Source organism: Gloeocapsopsis crepidinum LEGE 06123 (genome assembly GCF_015207655.1).
In the GTDB taxonomy this organism is placed as follows: domain Bacteria; phylum Cyanobacteriota; class Cyanobacteriia; order Cyanobacteriales; family Chroococcidiopsidaceae; genus Gloeocapsopsis; species Gloeocapsopsis crepidinum.
Genome location: NZ_JADEWN010000013.1, coordinates 22358 through 46489 on the forward strand (window position 1 = coordinate 22358; position 24132 = coordinate 46489).

Genomic DNA, 24132 nt, shown 5'->3' on the forward strand with positions numbered 1-24132 from the left:
AACGAGCCACTAATCAGTTATTAATGGCTATCTGACCGTAAAGGTCGTAAATATCGGCGTCGGTAATCTTGACTGGTACCAGAGAACCTAGCCGCGCTGCACCCTGAACATAAACTAAACCATCGACTTCTGGAGAGAAGCGAGTAGAACGTCCTACTAAATCCCCAGTTTCTGGATTTTCTTGCTCAATCAGCACGTCTATTACTTTGCCGACTTCCTGTTGATTCTTACGCCATGAAATCGGCTGCTGAATTTCCATTACCGCATCGCGTCGTGCTTCCATGACTTCCTGTGGTAACTGATTTGGCAAACTATACGCCGGAGTTCCTTCTTCTGGAGAGAATGTAAATACTCCTACGTGATCGAATTCGTGACGCTGAACAAACTGCTGTAAATGCTCAAAGTGTTCCTCAGTCTCTCCTGGAAATCCAACGATAAATGTTGTTCTTAGCACCGCCTGCGGAATTGCTTGCTTGATGCGTTCGATAATTCCATCGTTAACTCGCCCTTGCCAAGGACGGTTCATAGCTCGTAAAATTTCTGGATGTGAGTGCTGTAATGGTAAATCTAAGTAAGGTAGAACATTAGGTGTTGCTTGAATTGCCTCAATGACTTTTGGCGTCAGTCCTGTAGGATAGGCATAGTGCATCCGAATCCAAGGAATATCGACTTTACCTAATGCCTGTAAGAGTTCCGCTAAGCGCGGCTCTCCATAAAGATCGACACCATAGTTTGTCGTTATTTGAGAAATTAAGATAATTTCCTGCACTCCTTGCGCCGCTAATTGTTCTGCTTCTGCCACAATTGATTCAATCGAGCGCGATCGCTGATTTCCTCGCAAATGCGGAATAATACAAAACGCGCAGCGGTAATCGCACCCTTCCGCAACACGCAGGTAAGCCACACCTTCAGTTGTTGTTCGGTAGCGTGGCGTTGTCTCATCAGCAATATAAGTTGGTTCTGCAGTTACTTCTTGAACTCTTTCTCCTTCTTCTACTCGGTGAATCACGTTGACTATTTTGTGATAGTCACCCGTTCCTACCACTGCTACTGCTTCAGGCAACTCTTCCATGAGTTCTTGCTGGAAGTGCTGTGCCATACAGCCCGCAATTACAATTTTTTTTCCAGCGTCTGCTAGTTCTACCAAAGTTCGTACAGATTCTTCCCGCGCGGCTTGAATAAAGCTGCAGGTATTTACTATGACATAATCTGCTAGTTCTTCGTTTGTATCTACACCATAGCCGGCTTCAACTAGAAGCCCTAGCATGTGTTCCGTATCGATTCGGTTTTTCTCGCAGCCCAAATGAGAAATCGCAATTGTTGGCTTATCAACCATAGAGTAAGTTACTTGTGTTTTGCAGTCTAAAATATCGCTAGCGGATTTTACTGCTTTAAAAACACAGATTCGTCAGCTTACTCCACCAGCGCTAACAATGGATTGTAATGCCGTTTGTTTGCTGGGCTTAGAGGATAAAACCGAATTACGTTTAAATTTCTTAATTTTAAACTTAAAGAAATACCAATTGTTAAACTGGTATTAAGCTACCCTACTTTGCCCTGTGCATTGTTTTCTTCGTAGGAACAATAGTTGTTACCTACCCTGGTGTTGGAGTGGCAAGCTCCTATTCACCTGAATTGTATCTTAACATATCTTATGAATACTGTGCTGCTAACTTCAATAAAGGATAAATTATGTCATCGCTGCGTATACTATTTAAGTTGCTTTGTTTAACTGCGCTCAAGCTGAAGCGTCTGTAGTGGAGAAGAAGTGGACTTAAAGCAGCTATTTAAAACTCCTAACCCAATCATAGGCGTAGTTCATTTACTGCCGTTACCCACTGCACCTGGCTGGGGTGGAAACCTCAAAGCAGTGATTGACCGTGCCGAACAAGAAGCAACAGCGCTTGCGAGTGGCGGTGTTGATGGTATTATCATCGAAAACTTCTTCGACGCGCCGTTTACGAAGAATCAAGTAGATCCTGCTGTTGTTAGCGCTATGACAGTGGTGATTCAACGACTAATGCATCTAGTGGCTGTCCCAATCGGGGTAAATGTCTTACGCAATGATGCTCACAGTGCTTTAGCGATCGCCACAGTCGTCAAAGCACAATTTATTCGTGTCAATGTGTTGACTGGTGTCATGGCAACTGATCAAGGATTAATAGAGGGGCAAGCACACCAATTGCTACGTTATCGTCGCGAAATTGGCAGCGACGTCAAAATTTTTGCGGATGTGCTTGTCAAACACGCACGACCTCTAAGTTCTCCTAATCTAACGGTTGCGGTACAAGACACTATTGAGCGCGGTTTGGCTGACGCTGTTATTTTGTCAGGTTGGGCAACAGGTAGCCCGCCAGATTTACAAGATTTAGAACTCGCGAAAGCTGCCGCCCACGACACACCAGTTTTGATTGGGAGTGGTGCTAGTTGGGAAAATATTTCCACACTAATGCAAGCTGCAGATGGCGTCATTGTCTCCTCATCGCTGAAACGTCACGGTCGCCGCGAGCAAACAATTGATCCAATTCGTGTTAACCAATTTGTAGAGGCTGCAAGGAGTAGCAAGCAGAAGCTAATTGAAGACCAGATAGAAATCAAAGACCAAGGTTCAGAAATTAGAAGTTAGCCAGTATGCCACAATACTAATTTAAACTTGTCAAAATAAAACTGAGGCAATAAAACAGTTTTAGGATGAAAACATATCACCACTAGCCACTAACCATGAGTCGCCGACGTATTCCTTGGATTCATCGATGGTCCCGTCCGCTAATTGCAGCGATCGCGCTGTTAGGTGCACTAACCACCGCGTACTTGACCATAGTAAAGTTTAGCCAAAGTTCCACTGCCTGCCCTGCAGGTAACTGCGATCTTGTACTTTCTAGCCCTTATGCGACAGTTTTTGGGCTACCACTAGCCTTGTTTGGCTTTTTGGCTTATGCCAGTATGACAGCCTTCGCTTTGGCACCTTTGGGCATTAATCCAGGACGAAAGAAAGAACTGCGTTCCCAAGTAGAGAATTGGACTTGGTTGTTACTATTGGCTGGTGCGATCGCCATGACAGTCTTTAGTGGATACTTAATGTACCTACTTTTTTCACAAATTCAAGCGACGTGTGTTTACTGTATTGCCTCGGCAATCTTCTCGGTTAGCCTATTGGTTCTTACCATCGTCGGTCGTGCGTGGGAGGACATCGGACAAATTTTCTTTACAGCGATCGTTGTCGGTATGATTACCTTAATTGGTACTCTTGGTATCTACGCAGGAATCAACCAACCAACAGCAACAACTCCAGGACAATCAAGCACAAGTTTAAGTCCAACGACAGCACCAACACCTGGTGTTGGTTGGCAAATTACCACGACCTCCGGAGAAGCTGAAATTGCTTTAGCACGTCACTTAACTCAAATTGGTGCTAGAGAATTTGTAGCTTGGTGGTGTCCCCACTGTCACGAACAAAAGCAGCTTTTTGGACAACAAGCCTACGCCGAAATCAATCACATTGAATGTGCTGCAGACGGTCAAAACGCACGTCCTGACCTTTGTCAAACTGCAGGTATTCAAAGCTTCCCAACTTGGGAAATTAACGGTCAATTGTATCCAGGTTTAAGATCTTTACAAGAGTTAGCAGAACTTTCTGGTTACACAGGTCCACAAAGTTTTCAATACTCTCCCTCATAATGAATTGTTAGTAGGCATGGTTTTGAGACTACCTACCCAAAACAAGCTAGTCTTTTTTACCTAGCTCTCGATTTCTCAACCTAATCTATGCAAAATATTTTTGCCTTTGTAATGATTCCTCGCCTTTATGGGGAAATCTAGCATTAGGGAAGGTTGGGCGTCTGAAGCATGGGCAAAACTGGAGATGACAGCAAGGGGCTGAAAAAAAGGCTATTTAGAGAACAACACACACACAATAGTCGGCGGGTGTGGCTTACAGCATTGAGTGTTGCTAGTTGCATCCTATTATCACGTTACTTTGGAATTATCCAATCTTTAGAGTGGGCGGCTTTCGATCAATTTTTTCGTTTACGCCCGCCAGAACCTGTAGACGAACGAATTATAATCGTTGCTATTGAAGAAGCAGATCTTCAGTTTATCGGGCAGTGGCCGTTACCAGACACATTAATTGCACAGCTATTGCAGCAATTGCACCGCCACCAACCTCGCATGATTGGTTTAGATTTGTACCGAGATTTGCCAGTAGAACCTGGACACAAACACCTGCAACAAGTATACAAATCAATTCCCAACCTGATCGGTATTGAAAAACTAGAAGATCAGTACAGCGCCGCAGTACTACCCCCACCGATTCTGAATCAGCAACGTGTCGGTTTTAATAACGTTATCCTTGATGCTGATGGAAAAGTACGCCGTAGTTTACTTTATTGGACAACACAAAACAAAACTTATGAAAGTTTTGCTCTCAAGCTTGCTTTGGGTTACTTAGTATCTGAAGGAATTTCTCCCCAACCAGCACAAAATCCCAATTATTTACAACTTGGTCAAAGTGTACTCCCCTGCTTTAAGCGCAATGATGGTGGTTACGCACAAGCTGATGATGGCGGCTATCAAATCATCTCTAATTTTCGTCATATCCAAAACAGTTTTCGCACAGTATCGCTAACTGAAGTACTAACGAACAAAGTACCAGCTGAGGCGTTTCGCGATCGCATTGTTCTGATTGGTTCTACAGCACCTAGTCTAAAAGACTTTTTTTTCGTTCCTTACAGTACTAGTTTACCAACAACAGCAGCGCAACCGATTACTGGCGTAGAGTTGCAAGCTAACATTGTCAGTCAAATTCTTGATGCAGCACTGGTTGGACGTCCAGTTATTCAAGTTTGGTCAAAGGTAACAGAAAGCTTGTGGATTTTTGCTTGGACTTTACTCGGCGCATTACTCAGTTGGCGCTTGCGTAAACCAACTAAATTTATCTTAACTATTGCAATTACAAGCGCGTTACTTATTGGCATAGCTTACGTAGCTTTTCTTGATGGTTGGTGGATACCTATTGTTCCGCCACTACTGGGTATTTATAGTTGTGCAGTAGCGATCGCAAGTCATATTGCTTATCAACAAGAGGGGTTACAACGTTCTAAAGAATTTTTACAAGAAGTCATTAATACAATTCCCGATCCTGTCTTTGTCAAAAATCAACAACATCAGTGGATTGTGTTAAACGATGCATTTTGTCAATTTATTGGTTATTCACTTGAAGAATTGCTGGAACACTCAGACGATGAATTTCTGCCTCAAAACGAAGCTGACGTTTCTTGGCAACATGATGAAATTGTGTTCGCTAGTGGAAGTGCTATAGAAAACGAAGAAGAACTTACTGATTCTGAAGGTATCACTCATTTTGTTGCTACAAAAAAATCACTACACAAAGACGCGGCTGGTAATTTATTTTTAGTCGGGGTGATGCGCGATATTACAGAACGCAAGCGCATCGAAGAAGAATTCAAGCGCACTGCTGCGGAACTTTTGCGCTCAAATACTGAATTACAACATTCGCAAGACCGTTTGCGTTATCTTGCCTATCACGACTCACTAACAGGTTTGCCTAATCGTAAGCTATTTTACGACCATCTTAATCAGTCTTTAGCATGGGCAAAAAGTAATAATTTATCGCTAGCTTTGCTATTTATTGACTTAGATGGGTTCAAGCAAGTCAACGATACTTTTGGGCACGACAGCGGCGATCTCTTACTTGTGACAGTAGCACAACGATTAACTTCATCTCTGCGTGGTAGCGACATTGTTTCTCGACTCGGTGGCGACGAATTTACTGTCATTCTTCCAGGGATTGCTAAGGCACACGACGCTGCTGCTGTTGCTGACAAAATCTTGACGACTCTCTCTGAGGAATTCGATCTGAACGGGCAGACAATTATTGTTACTGTCAGTATTGGAATTAGCTTTTATCCCTTCAATGGGAATACACAAGAAACCTTGGTAAAACAAGCTGATCTAGCAATGTATCAAGCCAAGCAGATGGGTAAAAACTGCTACAAATTTGCTTAGATTTAAAAGTCCAAGGAGGTGGACTACGGGTAAAGCATGCCTTACCCCCTCAAAAATTTTGTTTGGGTGTACGAAGGTACACTTTGCTTGGGTAGCCCCGAAGGGAGTCGGAGAACCTCTGTAATGCTATCTCTTTTTATTTGAGGCTCGTTTTAGTAAATTTACTGACGATAAATATCCATTTTATAAGCTTGTGTAAATTCACTATGACGAATACGTAAATGTACGGAAGTTTTAGGAGAGATATGAAATACTAAATTAAATAGCAATCCATTAGCACGTATGGCGACTTATCTCAAAATTAAATCTATTGCCACACTTGTTGTCGGATTACAGTTATTTGACATGACAGGCACAAATGACTTTCTAAGTATTATTTTTAACACAAAATTGCTCAAGCATGTACCAGCAGTAACAATTGTTTCAGCAGCTGATCTAGAGTCACCGACTGTGAATCCTAACCTACCAGTGAATTTTAATTTTGTTCCACCTCCAAAAGGTGCGCCTACTAGAACTCAAGGTTCCGGAACTAGGTAAGATAGGCTGGTGCAGGAAAATAAAGATAGGTTTTGACTAGGTAAACACTATAGTCCTCGGCTTTTTGTCAAATTAATCGCTTTTGTACCATTTATCCTCTTTAATCAAGGTATGAAATTGCCAGTTGGGATCTGTTTGAGGATAATCTAAGCGATAGTGTCCACCACGGCTTTCAGTACGAAAAGACGCACTTTTGAGAATAAGATAAGCTACATCAAGTAAGTTTCGAGTTTCTCCCCACAAACGCAACTGCTGTTCAGTGTTAGATGAATTGACGATCGCTGTCTGTGTTGCAGATAAATCACGTAAGAACAGACTTAATGGTAAAGCAGCAAATTTGTGTTGCCAAGCTTCAACCTGAGCGATCGCATCTTCTAATCTATTTGCTTCACGACATATTCCTGCACTTTGCCAGACTAAACGCGGTAATTCCTGACGCCACATTGTTAATTGTTGTTGCTGCAAGAACCAGTCATTTTCAGACAAGGAAATATTGACACTCGACTTATGGCTATCGTTGTCAACTGAAGTGACTAATTTATCGTTTAAATATGCCATTTGAGCGCCAAAGACAATACATTCAAGCAGTGAATTACTTGCTAAACGATTAGCGCCATGCACTCCTGTACTTGCAGTTTCGCCTACAGCATATAAGTTAGGAATTGAAGTTTGGTTATGCAAATCTGTCACAATTCCACCCATCCAATAATGCGCTGCAGGCGCTACAGGAACGGGTTCAGAAAATACATCAACTCCCCATTGCTGACACACTTGAATAATATTTGGGAAACGATGCAAGATTGTTTCTTTAGGTATTGGGCGTAAATCTAACCATACATGAGCAGTTGCTGGATCAGCAGCAGTACGCTGTAAGTGATTAAAAATAGCACGACTCACAACGTCCCTAGGTGCTAATTCTCCGGCAGGATGGTAATCAAATGCAAAACGGTGTCCTATTGCATCGATTAAGTGCGCACCTTCACCGCGTACAGCTTCGCTAATTAAAAAGCGGGGCGCACCAGCTTTTGTTAAAGCAGTAGGATGAAACTGCACAAATTCCAAATCTCTCAGTAAAGCGCCAGCCCGCCAAGCGATCGCCACTCCATCTCCAGTACTGATTGCGGGATTCGTTGTTTGGGCAAAAACTTGTCCACCACCTCCGGTTGCTAAAACCACAACCTTTGCTTTTACCCAAGTAATACAACCTTGATAAAGCAAACAAATTCCTTGACAATGTTGCTGGGAATCGAGCCACAAATTCAAAGCATATGCTTGCTGGAACACTTGAATATTTTGACGCTGCAACACTTGTGCTGTGAGTGTTGTTGTCACTTCTCTACCTGTCGTATCAGCAGCATGAAGTACGCGACGGCGAGAATGCGCGGCTTCTAAAGTTAAAGCCAAATCCCGATCGCGGCGATCAAATGCAACTCCCAGTTTGACTAAAGATTGAATGCAACTTGGTGCCATCTTTGCCATGAATTCTACAGAGGAGCGATCGCATAAACCCGCACCTGCTTGTAAAGTGTCTTCAATATGTAGTAACGGCGAATCATCCGGCGCGATCGCTGCTGCAATTCCGCCTTGTGCCCAATCACTAGCAGAAAGCGATACAGTATCTTTAGTAATTAGGCCAACTTGAAGATGTTCTGGCAGACACAATGTAGTGTAAAGCCCTGCAGCACCAGCACCTACAACTATGACATCAAATTGAGTTTGAAAATTGATTTGAGACAAGGCAATCAAAGTTAAACTTTTGAAGTAAATTTTATAGAGTCATTAGCGATTAGCTAATAACAACCCCTCTTATATAAAAATAGCCCACTCCAGAGGAGTGGGTTGTTCGCAGAACGTGTTTTAGACGTTATCGATAGATTCCGTTGTTAACGCGATCGTCGCCCTCAACAAAAGCTGCTTCTGGTTCTGTCACTGTAAATTTGTCCAGATTCGCTTGCAAGAGTTCTTTTTGGCGATCGCTCAATCCCTCAATCTCTAAAACATCCTCAACATTTTCATAGGGAGCATTCTTGATAATTTTCTTGGCTAGGTTAGGATACATTCCTGGATATTGTTGAAATGCTCTGACGTTGGTATTGTTTAAATCAATTTTTTTACCAAAGTCTGTAGCTAGCTTATCGTCCGCTCGTCTTGGTACTACTTCAACTCCCAAAATTGTTACTGAGGGTAGGGTAACACTACTCCAATCAGCAGCAATAGCTTGTTGAGGTACACCAAGCCATCCCATGCACCCTACTATCAAAAACAAAATTGTCAATACACGTATCAATCGTTTCACGATTTTTCTACCTCTTTCCATCAATCTGAAATCAACACACAGCAGGCTTTAGAAACTAATATATAGCTTTATTGATCCTGAAGCTATCACTTGCTGCATGGATTAAGTAGATCTTGATACTTAGAGAGGTTAGAATTTAGCTTTTTACATAGCTTTTGTAGAATTATTCCACCAATAGATTACGCCGCAAGTGCAGCCAGCCAGAAGAGAATATCTACCAAAATCGTACTTAAAACAGCACCGCTAAATGCCCAAAAATGTAGTTGCTTCTTAATTAAGGGCAAAATACCAACTGTTAGGAGAACGCTTGCTAAGATCAGTGCCCACAGTTGTCCCCAAGGAGTGTAAACTTGCACTAAGGCACTTTGTAAGATGGGTGCAGCTAGTGTTGGCTCTACCTGCATTAACTGTCGCCAATAAGGAATTAAATCAACTAAATAAAAGTATATATCTGTAACTACAGTCCCAAATAAAGAGCCAAGGTAGAAAAAGCTACCTACTAGCCCCCAGTTGCGCCGGATACAAATAATTGCAAATGGCAATGCGATCGCTTCTACAGGTAAATGTAACAAAGGTTCCCAGCGTAGCCAGCCCCAGTACAATGAACCTGCTAGCCAACTCCAGCTAAATCCGAGTAAAAGATCGCCCCAAAAATGAGTTGCTGGGCGTGACATCAAAAATAAGCTTATTGCGATCCATACGCCTGTGAGAGCTAGACTCAAGCTCGGTAGCGATCGCACTAGGGGTGCTTCAATAAATACTGGTACGGTTACTAAAAACACAGCAGCCGCAAAGACTAACCATGCTTGGCGCGAACCAAGTTTATCTGTAGGGATTGGAGCAGTGTATGAGGACAATGTATGATTAACCAATGATTTGTTATGATTCTTTACTTAACTTAATCTTATTAGAGATTATTCTAACATTAATCCCCCCAGGGGGCATATTTATCATAATCTAAATTGGATTAAAGCACTTAGTGATTAGCGATTAGCTAATGACTTTATTAGGTGAGTTACTCTGTTCAAAAGAAGGCATCCAGCTAAAGTAAGAATTTCTTAAAGATAACTAGCAGATCTGGTTCAGAGAGATATTTGCCGCTATGCTGTACGAGACATTGGTATACAAACTAGGCATATGGCATTATCCCTACCTCGCTGGTTCAAACGTGCAAGCACAGGTATAGCTGCATTCGCAGTTGTCACCTTACCAAGCAAAGTGTTCAGCCAACCGACTTCAGAGATAGTTGCAAGCACTCAACAAATTCAACAGATAAATGTGTTTCAAAGCATTTTTCTTGGTATGGTACAAGGGATAACCGAGTTTTTGCCGATCAGTAGTACTGCACACCTTAAAGTAGTACCAGTTGTTTTAGGATGGGGCGACCCAGGTGTTGCTTATACAGCAATAATTCAGTTAGGTAGCATTAGTGCGGTGTTGTGGTATTTTTGGAATGACCTGAAGCAAATTACCACAGGAATAGTCAAGGCGATCGCCACAAGCAACTATAACTCTTATGACTTCCGTCTCGGACTGGGAATTATTTTAGGCTCGATACCGATCATTTTTTTTGGATTACTGATCAAATTTTTCATCCCAGATTACGATAACTCACCTGTACGGAGTTTAGCGGCGATCGCCTTGACCTCGATTGGACTATCGTTGTTACTGGGACTTGCTGAACAAGTAGGAAAGCGCAAACGCGATTTAGATAGTCTCAAGCTTCGAGACAGTATTTTGGTAGGCTTAGCCCAATCCTTATCCTTAATTCCAGGAGTTTCTCGTTCAGGTTCAACGCTAACAGCAGCACTATTTACCGGATTAGATCGCGCACCTGCGGCACGATTTTCTTTTTTATTGGGTATCCCTGCGATTAGCTTAGCAGGCTTAGTAGAACTTAAAGGTGCAATTGAGATAGGATTAGGAAACACTGGCATCATGCCTTTGATTGTTGGCACTATCTCCGCTGCGGTGTTTTCCTATGCCGCGATCGCCTGGTTGTTACGGTTTTTGCAAACTCACAATACCTGGGTGTTTGTCGCGTATAGGTTAGCATTTGGAATAGCAATCCTTACTGCAATTAGCACTGGACTACTACAAAATACTTAGTAGTCTGCACTTCTGTTCTATGAGTTACGCTGTTCGCCCTGCTAAAATAACCAAAGTGCTTCCTGAATCAATTGCCGCAGAGATTGGCTTTGAACCTGGCGATGCAATTGTGGCAATCAATGGTAGTCGTCCCCGCGATTTGATCGATTACCAATTTCTGTGCGCAGATGAAGTATTAGAACTCGAAGTTCTCGATGCTGCTGGCAAAAGCCATCAAATTGAAATTGAAAAAGACTATGATGAAGACTTAGGATTAGAGTTTGAAAATGCCTTATTCGATAACTTGATTCAGTGTAATAACCGCTGTCCGTTTTGTTTTATCGATCAGCAACCGCCTGGTAAAAGGCAAAGCTTGTATCTTAAAGATGATGATTACCGCTTGAGCTTCTTATACGGGTCGTACTTAACTTTAACTAATTTGCCACCCAAAGAATGGGAACGCATCGAACAATTAAGATTATCGCCATTATACGTATCTGTGCATGCAACTGAACCTGAAATTAGAGTGCGGCTATTAAAAAATCCGCGTGCCGGACAAATACTACAACATATCAAGTGGTTTCAAGAACGACGGCTACAAATTCACGCTCAAGTTGTCGTTTGTCCAGGGATTAATGATGGAGTTCACCTGGAACGAACGCTACTCGATCTCGCTAAGTTTCATCAAGGAGACACACCTGCTGTTGCATCTGTTGCAGTTGTTCCTGTGGGTTTGACACGATTTCGTCCTGCAGAAGATGAACTGATTCCAGTGAGTCAAGCTAAAGCCCAAGAAGTTATTGCCCAAGTGCGATCGCTGCAAGACAAGTTTCGCACTACATTTGGTTCGACATTTGCTTGGTTAGCTGATGAGTGGTTTCTCATTGCCCAAGCAGATCTTCCACCAGAGTCACATTATGAAGACTATCCCCAAATTGACAATGGTGTTGGTTCAATTCGGGCTTTTTTAAAAGAGTTTGCGATCGCATCTTTAAATCTTCCCGCAAGCGTCTCTGCACCCCGCAGCATTACTTGGGTTGTCGGTAATGCAGTAGAACACGCTTTTCAACCGATCTTACAGCAACTTAATCAAGTCGTAGGTTTACGGGTAAATATGGTTGCTTTATGTAGCAATTATTGGGGACAAAATATTACTGTAACTGGGTTGCTCACAGGTCAAGATTTACTGCAAGGTTTACGGGGAAAGGATTTGGGCGAAAAAATTTTACTGCCGTCGATGATGTTGAAGCAGGGAGATACGTGTTTTCTAGATGACATGACGATCGCAGAATTAGCTAGTAAACTGGAAACACCGGTGGTAGCAATCCGAGGAGTAAACGAACTAATCAATATTTGTACTAAGTAATGTCTATATTAAGGTCAGTAGCCCTGGAATCCACTCCGCAGCAGGCTAAATATAAGTTGATAAAAATAAAATTATGCTTATTCCCATTAGCTTCATACTGCTTATCAGTCATGATGCCATTAGTGAGAATACAACCTGCAACAGCAGCAGATACAAGCGTCCTAGGAGTTGTAAAAAGCCAAGAGAATGCGGCGCAGTGGCAGGGAATAACTGAGCGATTGCAAGTAGCGAAAGTTGCGTATTGTGTGATTGACTTAGAAAATGTGAGAAACGCAACAGATTTAAGCGATCGCCCAGTAGTATTTTTACCCAATGTTGCTACTTTGTCTCCAACACAAGCAATTGCTTTAGAAGAATGGATTAGCCGAGGCGGGAAAGTTATTGCAAGTGGTCCTGTAGGAAATATGAGTCAACCAGGAGTACGTCAACTATTGCGATCGCTATTGGGCGCCTACTGGGGTTTTGAGTTGAATCAGCCTTCGCAAGTGCAACCTTTAAGAATCAATACGCAAAATTGGGTACGTCAACCAGGACTTGCGGGTACGATTCGTGGGGGAGTTGTGATTCCAGCAAGTTTGACAAGTAAACCCGCAGCAATTTGGCAATCAAAAGATACTCCCTCAGCAGTTGTGACAACGGAACGCTCTACAGTCTTAGGCTGGCAGTGGGGAACCAATACTGCTGCACCAGTAGCAATGGATAGTGCTTGGTTACGCGCAGCAGTGAGTCGCTATGTTCCTGTATCAAATGCGCAAACAACAACACCAAAAAACTGTAACGGTAGTGCAATTGCTATATCTCCACCGCAACCACAACCACCTGCACCAAAGCCTACTGCAATCGTCCCTCAACCAAAAGTAACACCACCCGTCAACCGCCAAGAGGAAGAAATTGAACGAATTGCTCCTAGAGGATTACTAGCACCTGATAGTAATAATCGGCTCGCAAATGTAGAAGCGATCGCTCTGCAACAAGAACTACAAAATCTTATAGGTCGGTTTGAGAGTGCTCAATTAGCTGCCAACGCTCAAAGCGGGATCAAAGCTAATCCTACCATCGAGTCTAGAGCTGTAGCTCAAGCGCTAACAGATGCAAAAGCAATTGCCAAGACGCTACCACAGCTTGTTCGCCAAGGCAACTATGTTGCTGCACGCAACCAATGGCTCAAAGCACAGCAAATTTTGTGGCAAAACTATCCGAGCGATCGCCCTCTTGCCCAACCAGAAATTCGCGCCGTGTGGTTAGACAGAGGTAGCATTGTGCGAGCAGGTTCACAACAGGGATTAGCCAAAATTTTTGACCAACTCGCCGCTGCAGGAATTAATACAGTCTTTTTTGAAACGGTGAATGCAGGGTATCCGATATACCAAAGTAGGGTTGCACCCCAACAAAATCCGTTAATTCAAGGATGGGATCCTCTAGCTAGTGCGGTGAAGCTAGCTAAAGCACGCGATATGGAGTTACACGCTTGGGTATGGGTGTTTGCCGCAGGAAACCAACGTCACAATACTATCGTTAATCTGCCAGTAGATTATCCAGGACCATTAATCGCAGCTAACCCTGAGTGGGCGAGTTACGATAACCGAGGAAGCATGTTTCCTCCTGGTCAAGGCAAGCCCTTTTTAGATCCAGCAAATCCTGAAGTCCGCAGCTATTTACTACGACTGTTTGAAGAAATTGTCAGCCGCTATCAAGTCGATGGTTTACAACTAGATTACATTCGCTATCCTTTCCAAGACCCTGGAGCCGAGCGCACCTATGGCTATGGTAAAGTAGCACGGCAGAAGTTCCAGCAATTGACCGGAGTCGATCCAGTCCAAATTTCACCCCGCCAACCAAATTTGTGGCAGAGGTGGACGCAATTTCGCACCCAGCAAGTTGATAGTTTTGTGACAGAAGTTTCTGGGCACTTGCGGCGCAAACATCCTCAGATTATTTTATCTGCAGCAGTATTTCCGCTTGCTGAAAACGAGCGGATTCAAAAATTGCAACAACACTGGGAAGTATGGGCAAGTCGTGGTGATGTTGACATGATTGTCCCGATGACTTATGCATTAGATACGTATCGCTTTGGGCGTCTCGCCCAACCTTGGATTGCTTCAAATAAGTTAGGTTCAACATTACTCCTACCAGGAATTCGTCTACTTGACTTACCTGTATCAACAGCTGTCGATCAAATTCAACTAGCAAGAGATCTCCCCGTCAGTGGATATTCATTATTTGCTGTAGAAAATTTGAGTGACGAGTTACAAACACTGTTTCAGCAAACTCAAGGTGGTAATACCCAAGCACCAGTCCCCTATCGCCAGCCTTTCCAAACCGCAGCAGCCCGTTACAATAGCTTGCAGCAAGAGTGGAACTTTCTTGTCGTAAATAATCAGTTGCGACTCAGTGGGCGATCGCTTTCATTATTTCATCTCCAAGCCGCAGATGTAGAAAATGCCCTGAAGCAACTTGCTGCAGAGCCTTCGTTTAGTCGCTTGACAGTGGCTAGAGCCGCGTTAACAAACTTTCAGTTGCAATTTAGAAGTTGGATACGCCCCTATGCTTTAGAAAATTCTTATCAAGCTAAAGTATGGGAAAATCGTTTGGCAACAATCGAAAGACTCCTAAACTATGGTGAAACAGTTGTCCTGAAACGCGAAGTAGCACCAGTTGCTCATCGGGAATAAACATCTTACAGCGCAGAAAACTTGACAGAATATATCTAACTAATTACACTTGTCTTTCTAGTTTTTTCATCTTACACTGACTGCCGATGGAAAGACTGCTAATGGTTTATGCCGCAATATTTTGGACAATTACCGAGCAACGAACAGCCTTGGCAAACACTGAGTGCAATACAAGAATCGCAAGAAGGTCATACTGTCCGCTTTGATTCCGGTCAGTCATGTCTAAAGATTAATGTCCTTGCCCCTAATTTAATTCGCATACGACTAGCACCGACAGGAGAGTTTACACCAAGGCGATCGTGGGCAGTTACCCAAGATGATACTGCATGGCAAGTTCCGTCGTTTGAGGTGAAAAAGACAGACACTACTGTAGAGATTCAAACTGAACAATTGCGAGTAGTTGTTCAAAAAGAAAACGGGCAAATAGCTTGCTATGATTTGGCTAATCGTCCTTTTGCAGTTGATGCTGCAGGAATGGGCTGGCGCTTGGGAACAACAGCAGCTTGGAAGCAAATTGCGGCTGATGAGCATTTTTATGGTTTCGGCGAACGTACGGGCTTGTTAGATAAACGCAGTGAAGTCAAAACGAATTGGACAACGGATGCGTTAGATTACGGTTCGCTGACTGACGAAATGTATCAAGCAATTCCTTTTTTTATTGCTTTGCGTCCTGAAGTAGGCTATGGCATCTTTTTTAACACTACGTTTTGGAGTCGCTTTGATCTTGGTGTCGCACAGCCAGGAATTTGGCACATGGAGACACACGCAGGTGAATTAGACTACTACATTATTTATGGTCCAACACCAGCAAAAATTCTTGCTACCTACACTCAGCTAACGGGACGAATGCCTTTACCGCCCAAATGGGCTTTGGGTTATCATCAATGTCGCTGGAGTTACGAATCGGAAACAGTTGTTCGAGAACTTGCCCAAGAATTTCGCGATCGCCAAATTCCTTGTGATGTGATTCATCTTGATATCGACTATATGCGGGGATATCGAGTATTCACCTGGAGTCCGCGGCGGTTTCCCCATCCAGAAAAGTTAATCAAAGAACTTGCAGAAGATGGCTTCAAAACAGTTACAATCATTGATCCTGGTGTGAAGTACGAACCAGAGGCAGATTACCCAGTTTTCGATCAAGGAGTAGCACGCGATTATTTTGTTCGCAAAGCCGACGGACAATTATTTCATGGCTATGTATGGCCTGATAAGGCGGTATTTCCCGATTTTATGCGTGCTGATGTGCGTCAGTGGTGGGGAGAATTACACCAAAGCTTAACAGAAATTGGGATTGCGGGAATTTGGAATGATATGAATGAACCCGCAATCAACGATCGCCCGTTTGGGGATGAAGGTGAGAAGATTTGGTTTCCATTAGATGCACCACAAGGAGGGGTGAAAGAAACGGATTGTGTGACTCATGCAGAGACGCATAACTTGTATGGTTCAATGATGGCTCGCTCTTGTGCTGAAGGATTGGAAAAACTGCGACAGAATGAGCGATCATTTGTGTTGACACGGTCAGGGTACGCAGGAATTCAACGTTGGTCGTCGGTGTGGATGGGTGACAACCATTCATTGTGGGATCATCTAGAAATGTCGCTCCCGATGCTTTGCAATATGGGCTTATCAGGGGTTGCCTTTGTCGGATGCGATATTGGTGGATTTGCAAGTAATGCCACAGCAGAATTATTTGCACGTTGGATGCAAGTTGGAATGCTATATCCTTTGATGCGCGGTCACTCAGCCCTGACAACCGCACAACACGAACCTTGGACATTTGGCGATCGCACAGAAAAGATTTGCCGCGAGTATATTAATTTACGCTATCGATTATTACCATACATTTATACGTTGTTTTGGCAAGCTGCAACCACAGGCGCACCGATTTTACGTCCCTTACTCTACGACTTTCCTAACGACCCGCACACGTATACGTTACATGACCAAGTATTACTCGGTTCCTCACTCATGGCTGCACCAATTTATCGCCCTGGAGTTGAGCATCGGGCAGTCTACTTACCAGCAGGAACTTGGTATGACTGGTGGAGTGGCGATCGCTATACAGGATTAACACATATCCTTGCCCACGCCCCACTAGAAAAAATGCCCCTTTATGTTAAGGCGGGAGCAATTATTCCTATGCAGCCTGTGATGCAATACGTTGATGAGCGATCGCTCGATCCATTAACGCTACGTGTTTGGCAAGGTGATGGTGAATTTACCCTCTACGAAGATGATGGACACACTTTTGCCTACAAAGATAATGCTTACACAACAACAAAATTCAGTGTAAATACTGAAGAAAATCAAGTGATTTTTGGAATTAATCAACGTGAAGGAAGTTTGTTTTTACCCTCGCGAGAAGTGATTGTTGAGCTTGTGGGAGTTGGCAAACAGCGATTTAATGATGATGGCACAGCACGGCAGTTGGTTTTTAATTTAAAACCTCAGTGAATGTGTGCATGAGTATGAACGACAAAACACTGAGAAGCAGGAATTTTTTATACAAGTGGACAAATTAACTAAAATTAAGCATGGCACAACAGGTTGAGAATGCGCACTAGCAAGCAAATTCAGGCAGAAATTGAGGAAAAGTTTGGTTTTTTTCCACCATTCTTTACTCCAGCACTGCATAATTCACAGGTGTTGGAAAATTTGTGGCAGCAAACACTCATTGCCTATATTCATAATCCTCTGTCTGCGGTTTTTAAGGAAAAGCTGAGTGCTTACTTATCGCGCTTTTGTACTGTTCCTTACTGTATGATTTGTCATAGCTGTACTCTACGTCCTTTAGGAATGAAAGCTGAGGAAGTATTGCAGCTATTGGAGACACCACCTCCGAATGTGGAAGAAATTGAATCTCATCTGCAAATCTTAGCTGCATACGCCAAGTTGAATGTTTTACCTCAAGCAAACTCATCATTAGAAGAAAGTTTACTTGTTTGTGCCATATTTATCTTTTTGGAAGGAGAAGCGGCAGAAACCTACCGCACTCAGCTACGCCAAATCTTGAGAGCAAGTAGTTATCAACACTTAGTTGCATTTGTTGCCTATGTAAAAACTTGTCATGTATGGGCAGAAGCTAATCCTGAGGTTTCTTATGAAGCCGATAAACGCGTATTAGATAATCTTCGCTTTTTAGTGACTGAGGAACCAAGATTAATAGAGTTTTTTCGTAACTATGCAGCAAAAGTAAAACAAGAACGGCAAACTCGCGCGGAATATCAAGCAATTCTGGCAGAACGGCAACGGAATTTAGAAGTACTGCGAGAAAGTGAAGAAAAATACCGTAAATTGGTAGAATTATTGCCAGATACACTTTTTGTGCAATGTGAGGGTAAGTTCGTATTTGCTAACAGTGCCGGAGTAAAACTACTTGGTGCTGATAGTGTAGAGCAATTAATTGGTCAACCAATTTTAAATTTTATTCACTCAGAAAGCCAAGAAATTGCTCAAGAACGAATTCAAAAACTCAAAACGGGAAAATCTGCACCGTTTGTTGAAGAAAAATTTGTTCGGTTAGACGGTAGTGTGGTAGATGTCGAAGTGGCTGCTTTCCCTTTTCTGTATTCTGGAAACCTAGCAGCACAAGTTGTAGCGCGGGATATTAGTCTGCGTAAGCAAGCTGAAAAGGAACGTGCTGAACTTCTTGCGCGCGAACAAGCTGCACGCGCAGAAGCTGAAAGTGCAAATCGCAGTAAAGATGAATTTTTAGCAATAGTCTCGCATGAGTTGCGATCGCCGCTGAATGCTATGTTGGGATGGGCTAGATTACTGCGTACTCGTAAGTTTGATGCGGTTACGATGGAGCGAGCTTTGGAAACAATTGAACGTAACGGTCAAGCACAATTACAATTACTTGAAGATTTACTCGATATTTCACGAATTATTCGCGGCAAAATTTATCTTAATGTTTGTACTGTTGATATTCTATCTGTAATTACTGCTGCGATTGAAACTGTACAACTTGCCGCCGATACGAAGTCAATTGAGTTATTGAGTGTAGTCGAAGCATCTTCATCTATTCTTGTTAGCGGGGATTTTGCGCGGTTGCAACAGGTGATTTGGAATTTACTGTCTAATGCGATTAAATTTACTCCGAATGGTGGGCGGATCGCACTGCGATCGCAACTTATTGATTCTATCGTTCGGATTTCTGTTAGCGACACAGGTAAAGGTATTAATGCCGATTTTCTACCATTTGTTTTTGATCGGTTTCGGCAAGCTGATAGCATGAGTAGCCGAGGAGAAGGTGGCTTAGGTTTGGGACTTGCGATTGTCCGCCAGTTAGTCGAACTGCATCATGGTACAGTTTATGTTACTAGTACTGGTGAAGGACAAGGAGCCACTTTCACTGTTGAACTGCCATTGTGTAACCATCAGGTAACAAACCAGCAGGATGTCGTGTCATCATTTACCACTGCCAGAAATTCCCTGACAGGATTGCGTATCCTTGTCGTTGATGATGAAGCTGATATTCGCGATTATGTGACTACGGTTCTAGAAGAATATGGCGCACAAGTGCAAGAAACTGCCTCTGTCGATGCGGCACTAATTGCTATTGAAAAATCGCCACCAGATATACTTGTTAGTGATATTGGTATGCCGCAACAAGATGGTTATAGTCTCATTCAAAAAATTAGAACATTAACACCAGAGCGTGGTAAAAACATACCTGCGATCGCACTCACTGCTTATGCAAGAGATGAGGATCGCCAACGGGCTTTAGCGGCAGGATTTCAACTTTATGCCACTAAACCTATTGAACCAGTCAAGCTAGTTGTTGCCGTTGCAAAGTTAGTTGGGAGAAGTACCTGATGTTAATGGATTAGGTTGCGTTTGTTTTGCTTGGGGCACAACTGTTAAGTAAGGATTCAGTAAGTTTTCTTCTACCCAGCCAGAGTAGTATTTTAGAGTTGTAGCATTTTCAGAAATCTCTATTAGTTCTAGATCGCCACGTACCGCATTAAAATTACTAGGACGATTTGGTTCTACAATCATACTTGTGGTAATTCCACGAGGACCACCACCAAATTCATTCTGTGCAACTTCATCCCAACCGCGTACAAAGCGATCGCCTTGCCAATGCCATTCTGAACCAGCCCAATCAATTGCAGGTTTTCCTGGTGGAATTAACTGGGGAAATTGCTCAGTTCTCACACCTTCATTGAGTGTAACAATGAAACCTGGCTCATAGCGAACTTCATAGCGACTTTGGCGCGTTTCATAATCGAGAGGATGCGACCACAAAATTTCGATTTCTCCACCTTGGGTATTAGATAGTGTCGCTGCCGGAGTTTTTTCTAGCAATCCGCGATAAATTGGTACTTCTGCAGGGAGTTTAGCCATTAATGCAAACCGCCAACACAACCAGCGATCGGGATTTTCAGCAGCTTGCCACTGTAGTTGACAAACACCATTTCCTGTCCCTACCCACAGCGTATCGCCTGCTACTTCAAGTTGTGTAGGAATTGCTCCTACAAGCGGGCTATTATGGACAGTATAAGCATTGAGACTACCCGAATTGGGATTTGCTAAATCTGGGCGGTAAGCAACTAGCCCATACGCGGGAATATGAGGATTACCCTCTCCGCTAATCTTTGTTCCTAACCATAGTGTAGGAGCATCTGCATCGCCAGTAACGACTAAGTCTGTAATCTGCTGTGAAGCAATTTCCTGGGGTTGAAATAATGTAAATTGATCTGTTTGTGGTTCGTAGCTGACAATTGTAGTGATACCACTGTTACCTTCACCTTGCTCAAATGCAATCGACCACCAAATCCGCTGTCCATTAGTCACCGCAGCCGTTATTTGTGGTATTCCTAATTTGGTGCCAGTCCCTGAATATCCGTTCCGAATAGCAGATGCTTGCAAATCTTTGAGTGTATATAGTATTTTTTGCTGCGGTTGCTGATCAGAAGTAATTAATTCAAATACAACTTTGTCGTCTTCTGGTGATACCTCTGGACGAGATAATAAATCGTCTTCGCTCAGAGTATAATTCGGTTCTAGCAGTACGCGATATTGATATGCTCGTCCATCAAAATTAACAGATTTAAATAATGGATTAACTATTTCTTTTACTGCTTCCGAGTAGTTTTGCGGTAGTTGTAAATTGCTGGGTAAGGTTCCTGATTGAACAGTCCAACTACTGTTAGCCCGACAAAATATAAAGTCATATTTTGCTGTTTGAAAGTTGATTGTATTGGCATCATTAACAACGTTACGAATCTGATAATCTGAATAATCAAAGTAACCTGTTTGTGAATTTTGTTTTACTAAAGTTTCTGTAGGTTTTGGACAGGAGTGATTAGCTGAGCCTATGGTTGTGTAAGCATTACAAGCATTTAATAACCAAATAGTACTCAAAAATGTAATAATCTTCTTCATACTGGATATATAGTAGGCAGTGCCTACCATACGTTGACAAGTTTTTTATTCTGTTGGTTCCAATTGCAACCGTTGTAATTCCTGTTGTAAAAACTTGCCCCATTCTGCTGCTAGCGGAATTTCTGTAAATGGAACACGGATATGTGTCGAGGGTAGTAGAAATTCTAAGACAACTTCGCGACCTCTACGGGGTAAGTTATTTACATCGATGGGTTGGCTATCAATTAACAGTTGAATTGATTGAACGTCCTTCAAAGAAAAAGTTTGTAATTCAATAAGCCCTTTTTGAGTAGATTTTCCCCACGTTAAATTACTTCCTTTTTGACCTAAAACTGCATAAATATCATATTTAGCTCGTTCAAATTGCTCAGCCCAAACTCGATAGTTTTCTACTTTTTGATATTCGTTTTTACCTTGCCAAGCTAACCAAATAAAAACACCTAACAGTGCTAGCCACAAAATTCCCCGTTCCATAATTCAATCGTTCCGCATTTGTACTCAATGAGCCTTCTAAATAGGTGGGCATAATTGTTTACCACACATTTTATGCTGGTTAATGGTTAATCGTTAATGATTAATTGTTACTCCACTGACCATTGACCGATAACAGCCCTTAAGCTACGTCGATTTACACCCACTTACTTAGCTATCACACTGTAACTATCTTGCAACATCAAGGCAATACAGATGGCACATACGTTATGTTGATTAGTAAACTAGTGCCGAAGGATGATATGAAAAAACTTTTATTAGTAGGCTTGGTTTTAATTGGACTATGTTTTGGCTTGTTCAACTTTAAGGGCTTAGCAAGTCAGGGTGAATTTGAGGAGATCGTGCTGGACTTTCGGGAAGATATTCCAATATCCCAAATTGACAATCAACTTAGTGCGATCGCTCAACAATTTAATCTCGCCCCCCAATTAAATAGTATCTTTTCTTTACCAGATAATGTATATATTGTCAAGGGAGATCGCGCCACACTCAAAGCACTTCAGAAATCTCCTGTTGCTAAGTCTACCGAATATATTGAACCGAACTACATTTATAAAGCTTTAGAAGTTCCTAACGACCCAGAATATAACAAACAGTGGAATTTACGCAGTATTAAAGTTGAGTCAGCGTGGGATGAAACTAAAGGTAGCGGCGTTACCGTTGCGGTGATTGACACTGGTATTTCTCCGGTTCCTGATTTAAAGCAAACCAAGTTTGTACGGGGCTACGACTTTGTAAACAACCGTGAAACGGTTACAGATGACAGCGGACATGGAACGCACGTCGCTGGCACAATTGCCCAATCTACGAATAACAATTATGGCGTTGCAGGTATTGCCTATGAAGCGAACGTGATGCCATTAAAAGTGTTAAGTGCCTTTGGGGGTGGAACAGTTGCCGATATTGCCGAAGCTATTAAATTTGCGGCTGATCATAATGCTGATGTGATTAATATGAGTTTAGGTGGTGGCGGTGATAGTCACTTACTTAAAGATGCGATCACCTATGCACATCGTAAAGGTGTCGTCATTATTGCAGCTGCTGGGAACGCCAGCAAAAATGCAGCTTCGTATCCGGCACGATATCCCCATGTCATTGGCGTTGCCGCCCTCGATCCTGCGGGTGAAAAAGCACCTTATTCTAACTTTGGTGCAGGTGTTGATATTTCTGCCCCTGGTGGTGTGGGTACGGGTGCAGGCGGAATTTTGCAAGAAACAATTAATTCTGATGGACAAGCAATGTTTGTTTCTTTTCAAGGAACAAGTATGGCAGCCCCCCACGTTGCAGGTGTTGCAGCGTTAGTGAAAGCCACTGGCATGAAAGAACCCGATCAAGTTCTCAATGTCTTGAAAAAATCCGCAATGCGCGTTAAAAATGATACTTTAAACCATTATGGTGCAGGACAACTCGATGCGGCAGCTGCAGTTAAACTAGCGGTACGCGGACAAATCAGTTTTCAAGACTTTTTCCGGTGGTTGCGCGACAATGGCTATCTCAATCCGCGATTTTGGATTGATGGTGGTGCGGTGGCGTTATTCCCCAAACTAGCAATGGTTTTGGGTTCTTATCTCCTTGCATGGTTTCTCCGCGTTTACTTCCCGTTTACTTGGAGTTGGTCATTATTGGGTGGGTTAGTTGCAGGTAGTTCAGGGTTATTCTTTCTGCGCGGATTCTACATCTTTGACTTTCCCCAAGTTCCCTTCCGCGTTATGGGCAGTTCAATTCCGGAAATTGGTAATGCGATCGCGGGTAACAGTATTTTAAATCCGCTCTTTGCTAGTGTACTTATTCCCTTTATCCTAGTTGCCTTCCTCTTAAATAAACCTATGTGGAAGTGGTTTGCAATTGGTACGGCTTTAGGCGTTGCAGCGTGTTTAGGTGTAAATGCTGTTGTTTCACCTGCGGTTTGGGGATTTGGTAGCGGTGCGATCGCCCGCATATTTCTATTAATCAATGCTTTAATGTGTTACAGCCTAGCACTGTTAGCCGTCAAAGAGGAGCAACCAAGATGAGTATTACTGTTACAGGTACAATACAACGAAGTGACATGGGTGCTGGAGCGTGGGCGCTATCAACAGACGACGGTACAACCTATGAAGTTCATAATGCCCCCAAAGACTTACTCCTACCAGGAAAAAAAGTCAAAGTTACAGGACAGATCCGCGAAGATATCATGACGATTGCCATGATTGGACCTGTCCTAGAAGTGCGATCGTTTGAAACTGTAAGCGAGTAGTGATACAGATTTCTCTAGTTGAATA

The 24132-nt window shown here is 42.8% G+C and carries 17 protein-coding genes; 11 read left to right on the forward strand and 6 right to left on the reverse strand.

Annotation, left to right across the window (positions count from 1 at the left end):
- Positions 1-13 precede the first annotated feature (13 nt).
- Entirely contained in the window at positions 14-1336 is a 1323-nt protein-coding gene (rimO, locus tag IQ230_RS07490) for a 30S ribosomal protein S12 methylthiotransferase RimO (RefSeq protein WP_193931401.1), read from the reverse strand.
- A gap of 432 nt (positions 1337-1768) precedes the next feature.
- Here rimO and btpA point away from each other — a divergent pair, with 432 nt between their 5' ends.
- The 4 genes from btpA to IQ230_RS07510 all read left to right on the forward strand — a co-directional run bounded on the left by btpA (position 1769) and on the right by IQ230_RS07510 (position 6561).
- Positions 1769-2626 (forward strand): photosystem I biogenesis protein BtpA, encoded by an 858-nt coding sequence (gene btpA, locus IQ230_RS07495; RefSeq protein WP_193931402.1) that lies wholly within the window; start codon positions 1769-1771, stop codon positions 2624-2626.
- Positions 2627-2721: 95 nt separating this feature from the next.
- Entirely contained in the window at positions 2722-3678 is a 957-nt protein-coding gene (locus tag IQ230_RS07500) for a vitamin K epoxide reductase family protein (protein ID WP_193931403.1), read from the forward strand.
- 168 nt (positions 3679-3846) lie between these two features.
- On the forward strand, positions 3847-6024 hold the full coding sequence (locus tag IQ230_RS07505) for a CHASE2 domain-containing protein (protein WP_193931404.1): 2178 nt from the start codon (positions 3847-3849) through the stop codon (positions 6022-6024).
- 282 nt (positions 6025-6306) lie between these two features.
- On the forward strand, positions 6307-6561 hold the full coding sequence (locus IQ230_RS07510) for a hypothetical protein (RefSeq protein ID WP_193931405.1): 255 nt from the start codon (positions 6307-6309) through the stop codon (positions 6559-6561).
- 72 nt (positions 6562-6633) lie between these two features.
- Here IQ230_RS07510 and nadB read toward each other — a convergent pair whose 3' ends face one another.
- The 3 genes from nadB to IQ230_RS07525 all read right to left on the reverse strand — a co-directional run bounded on the left by nadB (position 6634) and on the right by IQ230_RS07525 (position 9714).
- Positions 6634-8298: an L-aspartate oxidase gene (nadB, locus tag IQ230_RS07515; RefSeq protein ID WP_193931406.1), complete on the reverse strand. Its 1665-nt coding sequence runs from the start codon at positions 8296-8298 to the stop codon at positions 6634-6636.
- Between the two features lie 127 nt (positions 8299-8425).
- On the reverse strand, positions 8426-8857 hold the full coding sequence (psbU, locus tag IQ230_RS07520; RefSeq protein ID WP_322742314.1) for a photosystem II complex extrinsic protein PsbU: 432 nt from the start codon (positions 8855-8857) through the stop codon (positions 8426-8428).
- 179 nt (positions 8858-9036) lie between these two features.
- Positions 9037-9714 (reverse strand): DUF3120 domain-containing protein, encoded by a 678-nt coding sequence (locus tag IQ230_RS07525; RefSeq protein ID WP_228054667.1) that lies wholly within the window; start codon positions 9712-9714, stop codon positions 9037-9039.
- A gap of 280 nt (positions 9715-9994) precedes the next feature.
- On the opposite strand from IQ230_RS07525, the gene IQ230_RS07530 reads away from it, so the two are divergent.
- The 5 genes from IQ230_RS07530 (at position 9995) to IQ230_RS07550 (ending at position 19807) form a co-directional block, all read left to right on the forward strand.
- On the forward strand, positions 9995-10966 hold the full coding sequence (locus IQ230_RS07530; RefSeq protein ID WP_193931409.1) for an undecaprenyl-diphosphate phosphatase: 972 nt from the start codon (positions 9995-9997) through the stop codon (positions 10964-10966).
- A 19-nt stretch (positions 10967-10985) separates the two neighbouring features.
- Positions 10986-12311, forward strand: coding sequence for a TIGR03279 family radical SAM protein (locus IQ230_RS07535; RefSeq protein ID WP_193931410.1), 1326 nt, complete (start codon positions 10986-10988; stop codon positions 12309-12311).
- 110 nt (positions 12312-12421) lie between these two features.
- Positions 12422-14983, forward strand: coding sequence for a family 10 glycosylhydrolase (locus IQ230_RS07540; protein WP_228054668.1), 2562 nt, complete (start codon positions 12422-12424; stop codon positions 14981-14983).
- A 108-nt stretch (positions 14984-15091) separates the two neighbouring features.
- A complete protein-coding gene (locus tag IQ230_RS07545) occupies positions 15092-17443 on the forward strand; it encodes a glycoside hydrolase family 31 protein (protein WP_193931412.1) in 2352 nt (783 codons plus the stop codon).
- Positions 17444-17542: 99 nt separating this feature from the next.
- Positions 17543-19807, forward strand: coding sequence for an ATP-binding protein (locus IQ230_RS07550; protein ID WP_193931413.1), 2265 nt, complete (start codon positions 17543-17545; stop codon positions 19805-19807).
- Here IQ230_RS07550 and IQ230_RS07555 read toward each other — a convergent pair.
- Both IQ230_RS07555 and IQ230_RS07560 read right to left on the reverse strand, forming a co-directional pair.
- Positions 19787-21379 (reverse strand): hypothetical protein, encoded by a 1593-nt coding sequence (locus IQ230_RS07555; protein ID WP_193931414.1) that lies wholly within the window; start codon positions 21377-21379, stop codon positions 19787-19789. The two genes, IQ230_RS07550 and IQ230_RS07555, sit on opposite strands and share 21 nt — an antisense overlap.
- A 45-nt stretch (positions 21380-21424) precedes the next feature.
- Positions 21425-21853, reverse strand: coding sequence for a hypothetical protein (locus tag IQ230_RS07560; protein WP_193931415.1), 429 nt, complete (start codon positions 21851-21853; stop codon positions 21425-21427).
- Between the two features lie 260 nt (positions 21854-22113).
- Here IQ230_RS07560 and IQ230_RS07565 point away from each other — a divergent pair, with 260 nt between their 5' ends.
- On the forward strand, positions 22114-23883 hold the full coding sequence (locus tag IQ230_RS07565) for a S8 family peptidase (protein WP_193931416.1): 1770 nt from the start codon (positions 22114-22116) through the stop codon (positions 23881-23883).
- On the forward strand, positions 23880-24107 hold the full coding sequence (locus IQ230_RS07570) for a DUF5818 domain-containing protein (protein ID WP_193931417.1): 228 nt from the start codon (positions 23880-23882) through the stop codon (positions 24105-24107). Before IQ230_RS07565 ends, IQ230_RS07570 begins: the two co-directional genes overlap by 4 nt.
- The last annotated feature ends 25 nt before the right edge of the window (positions 24108-24132 follow it).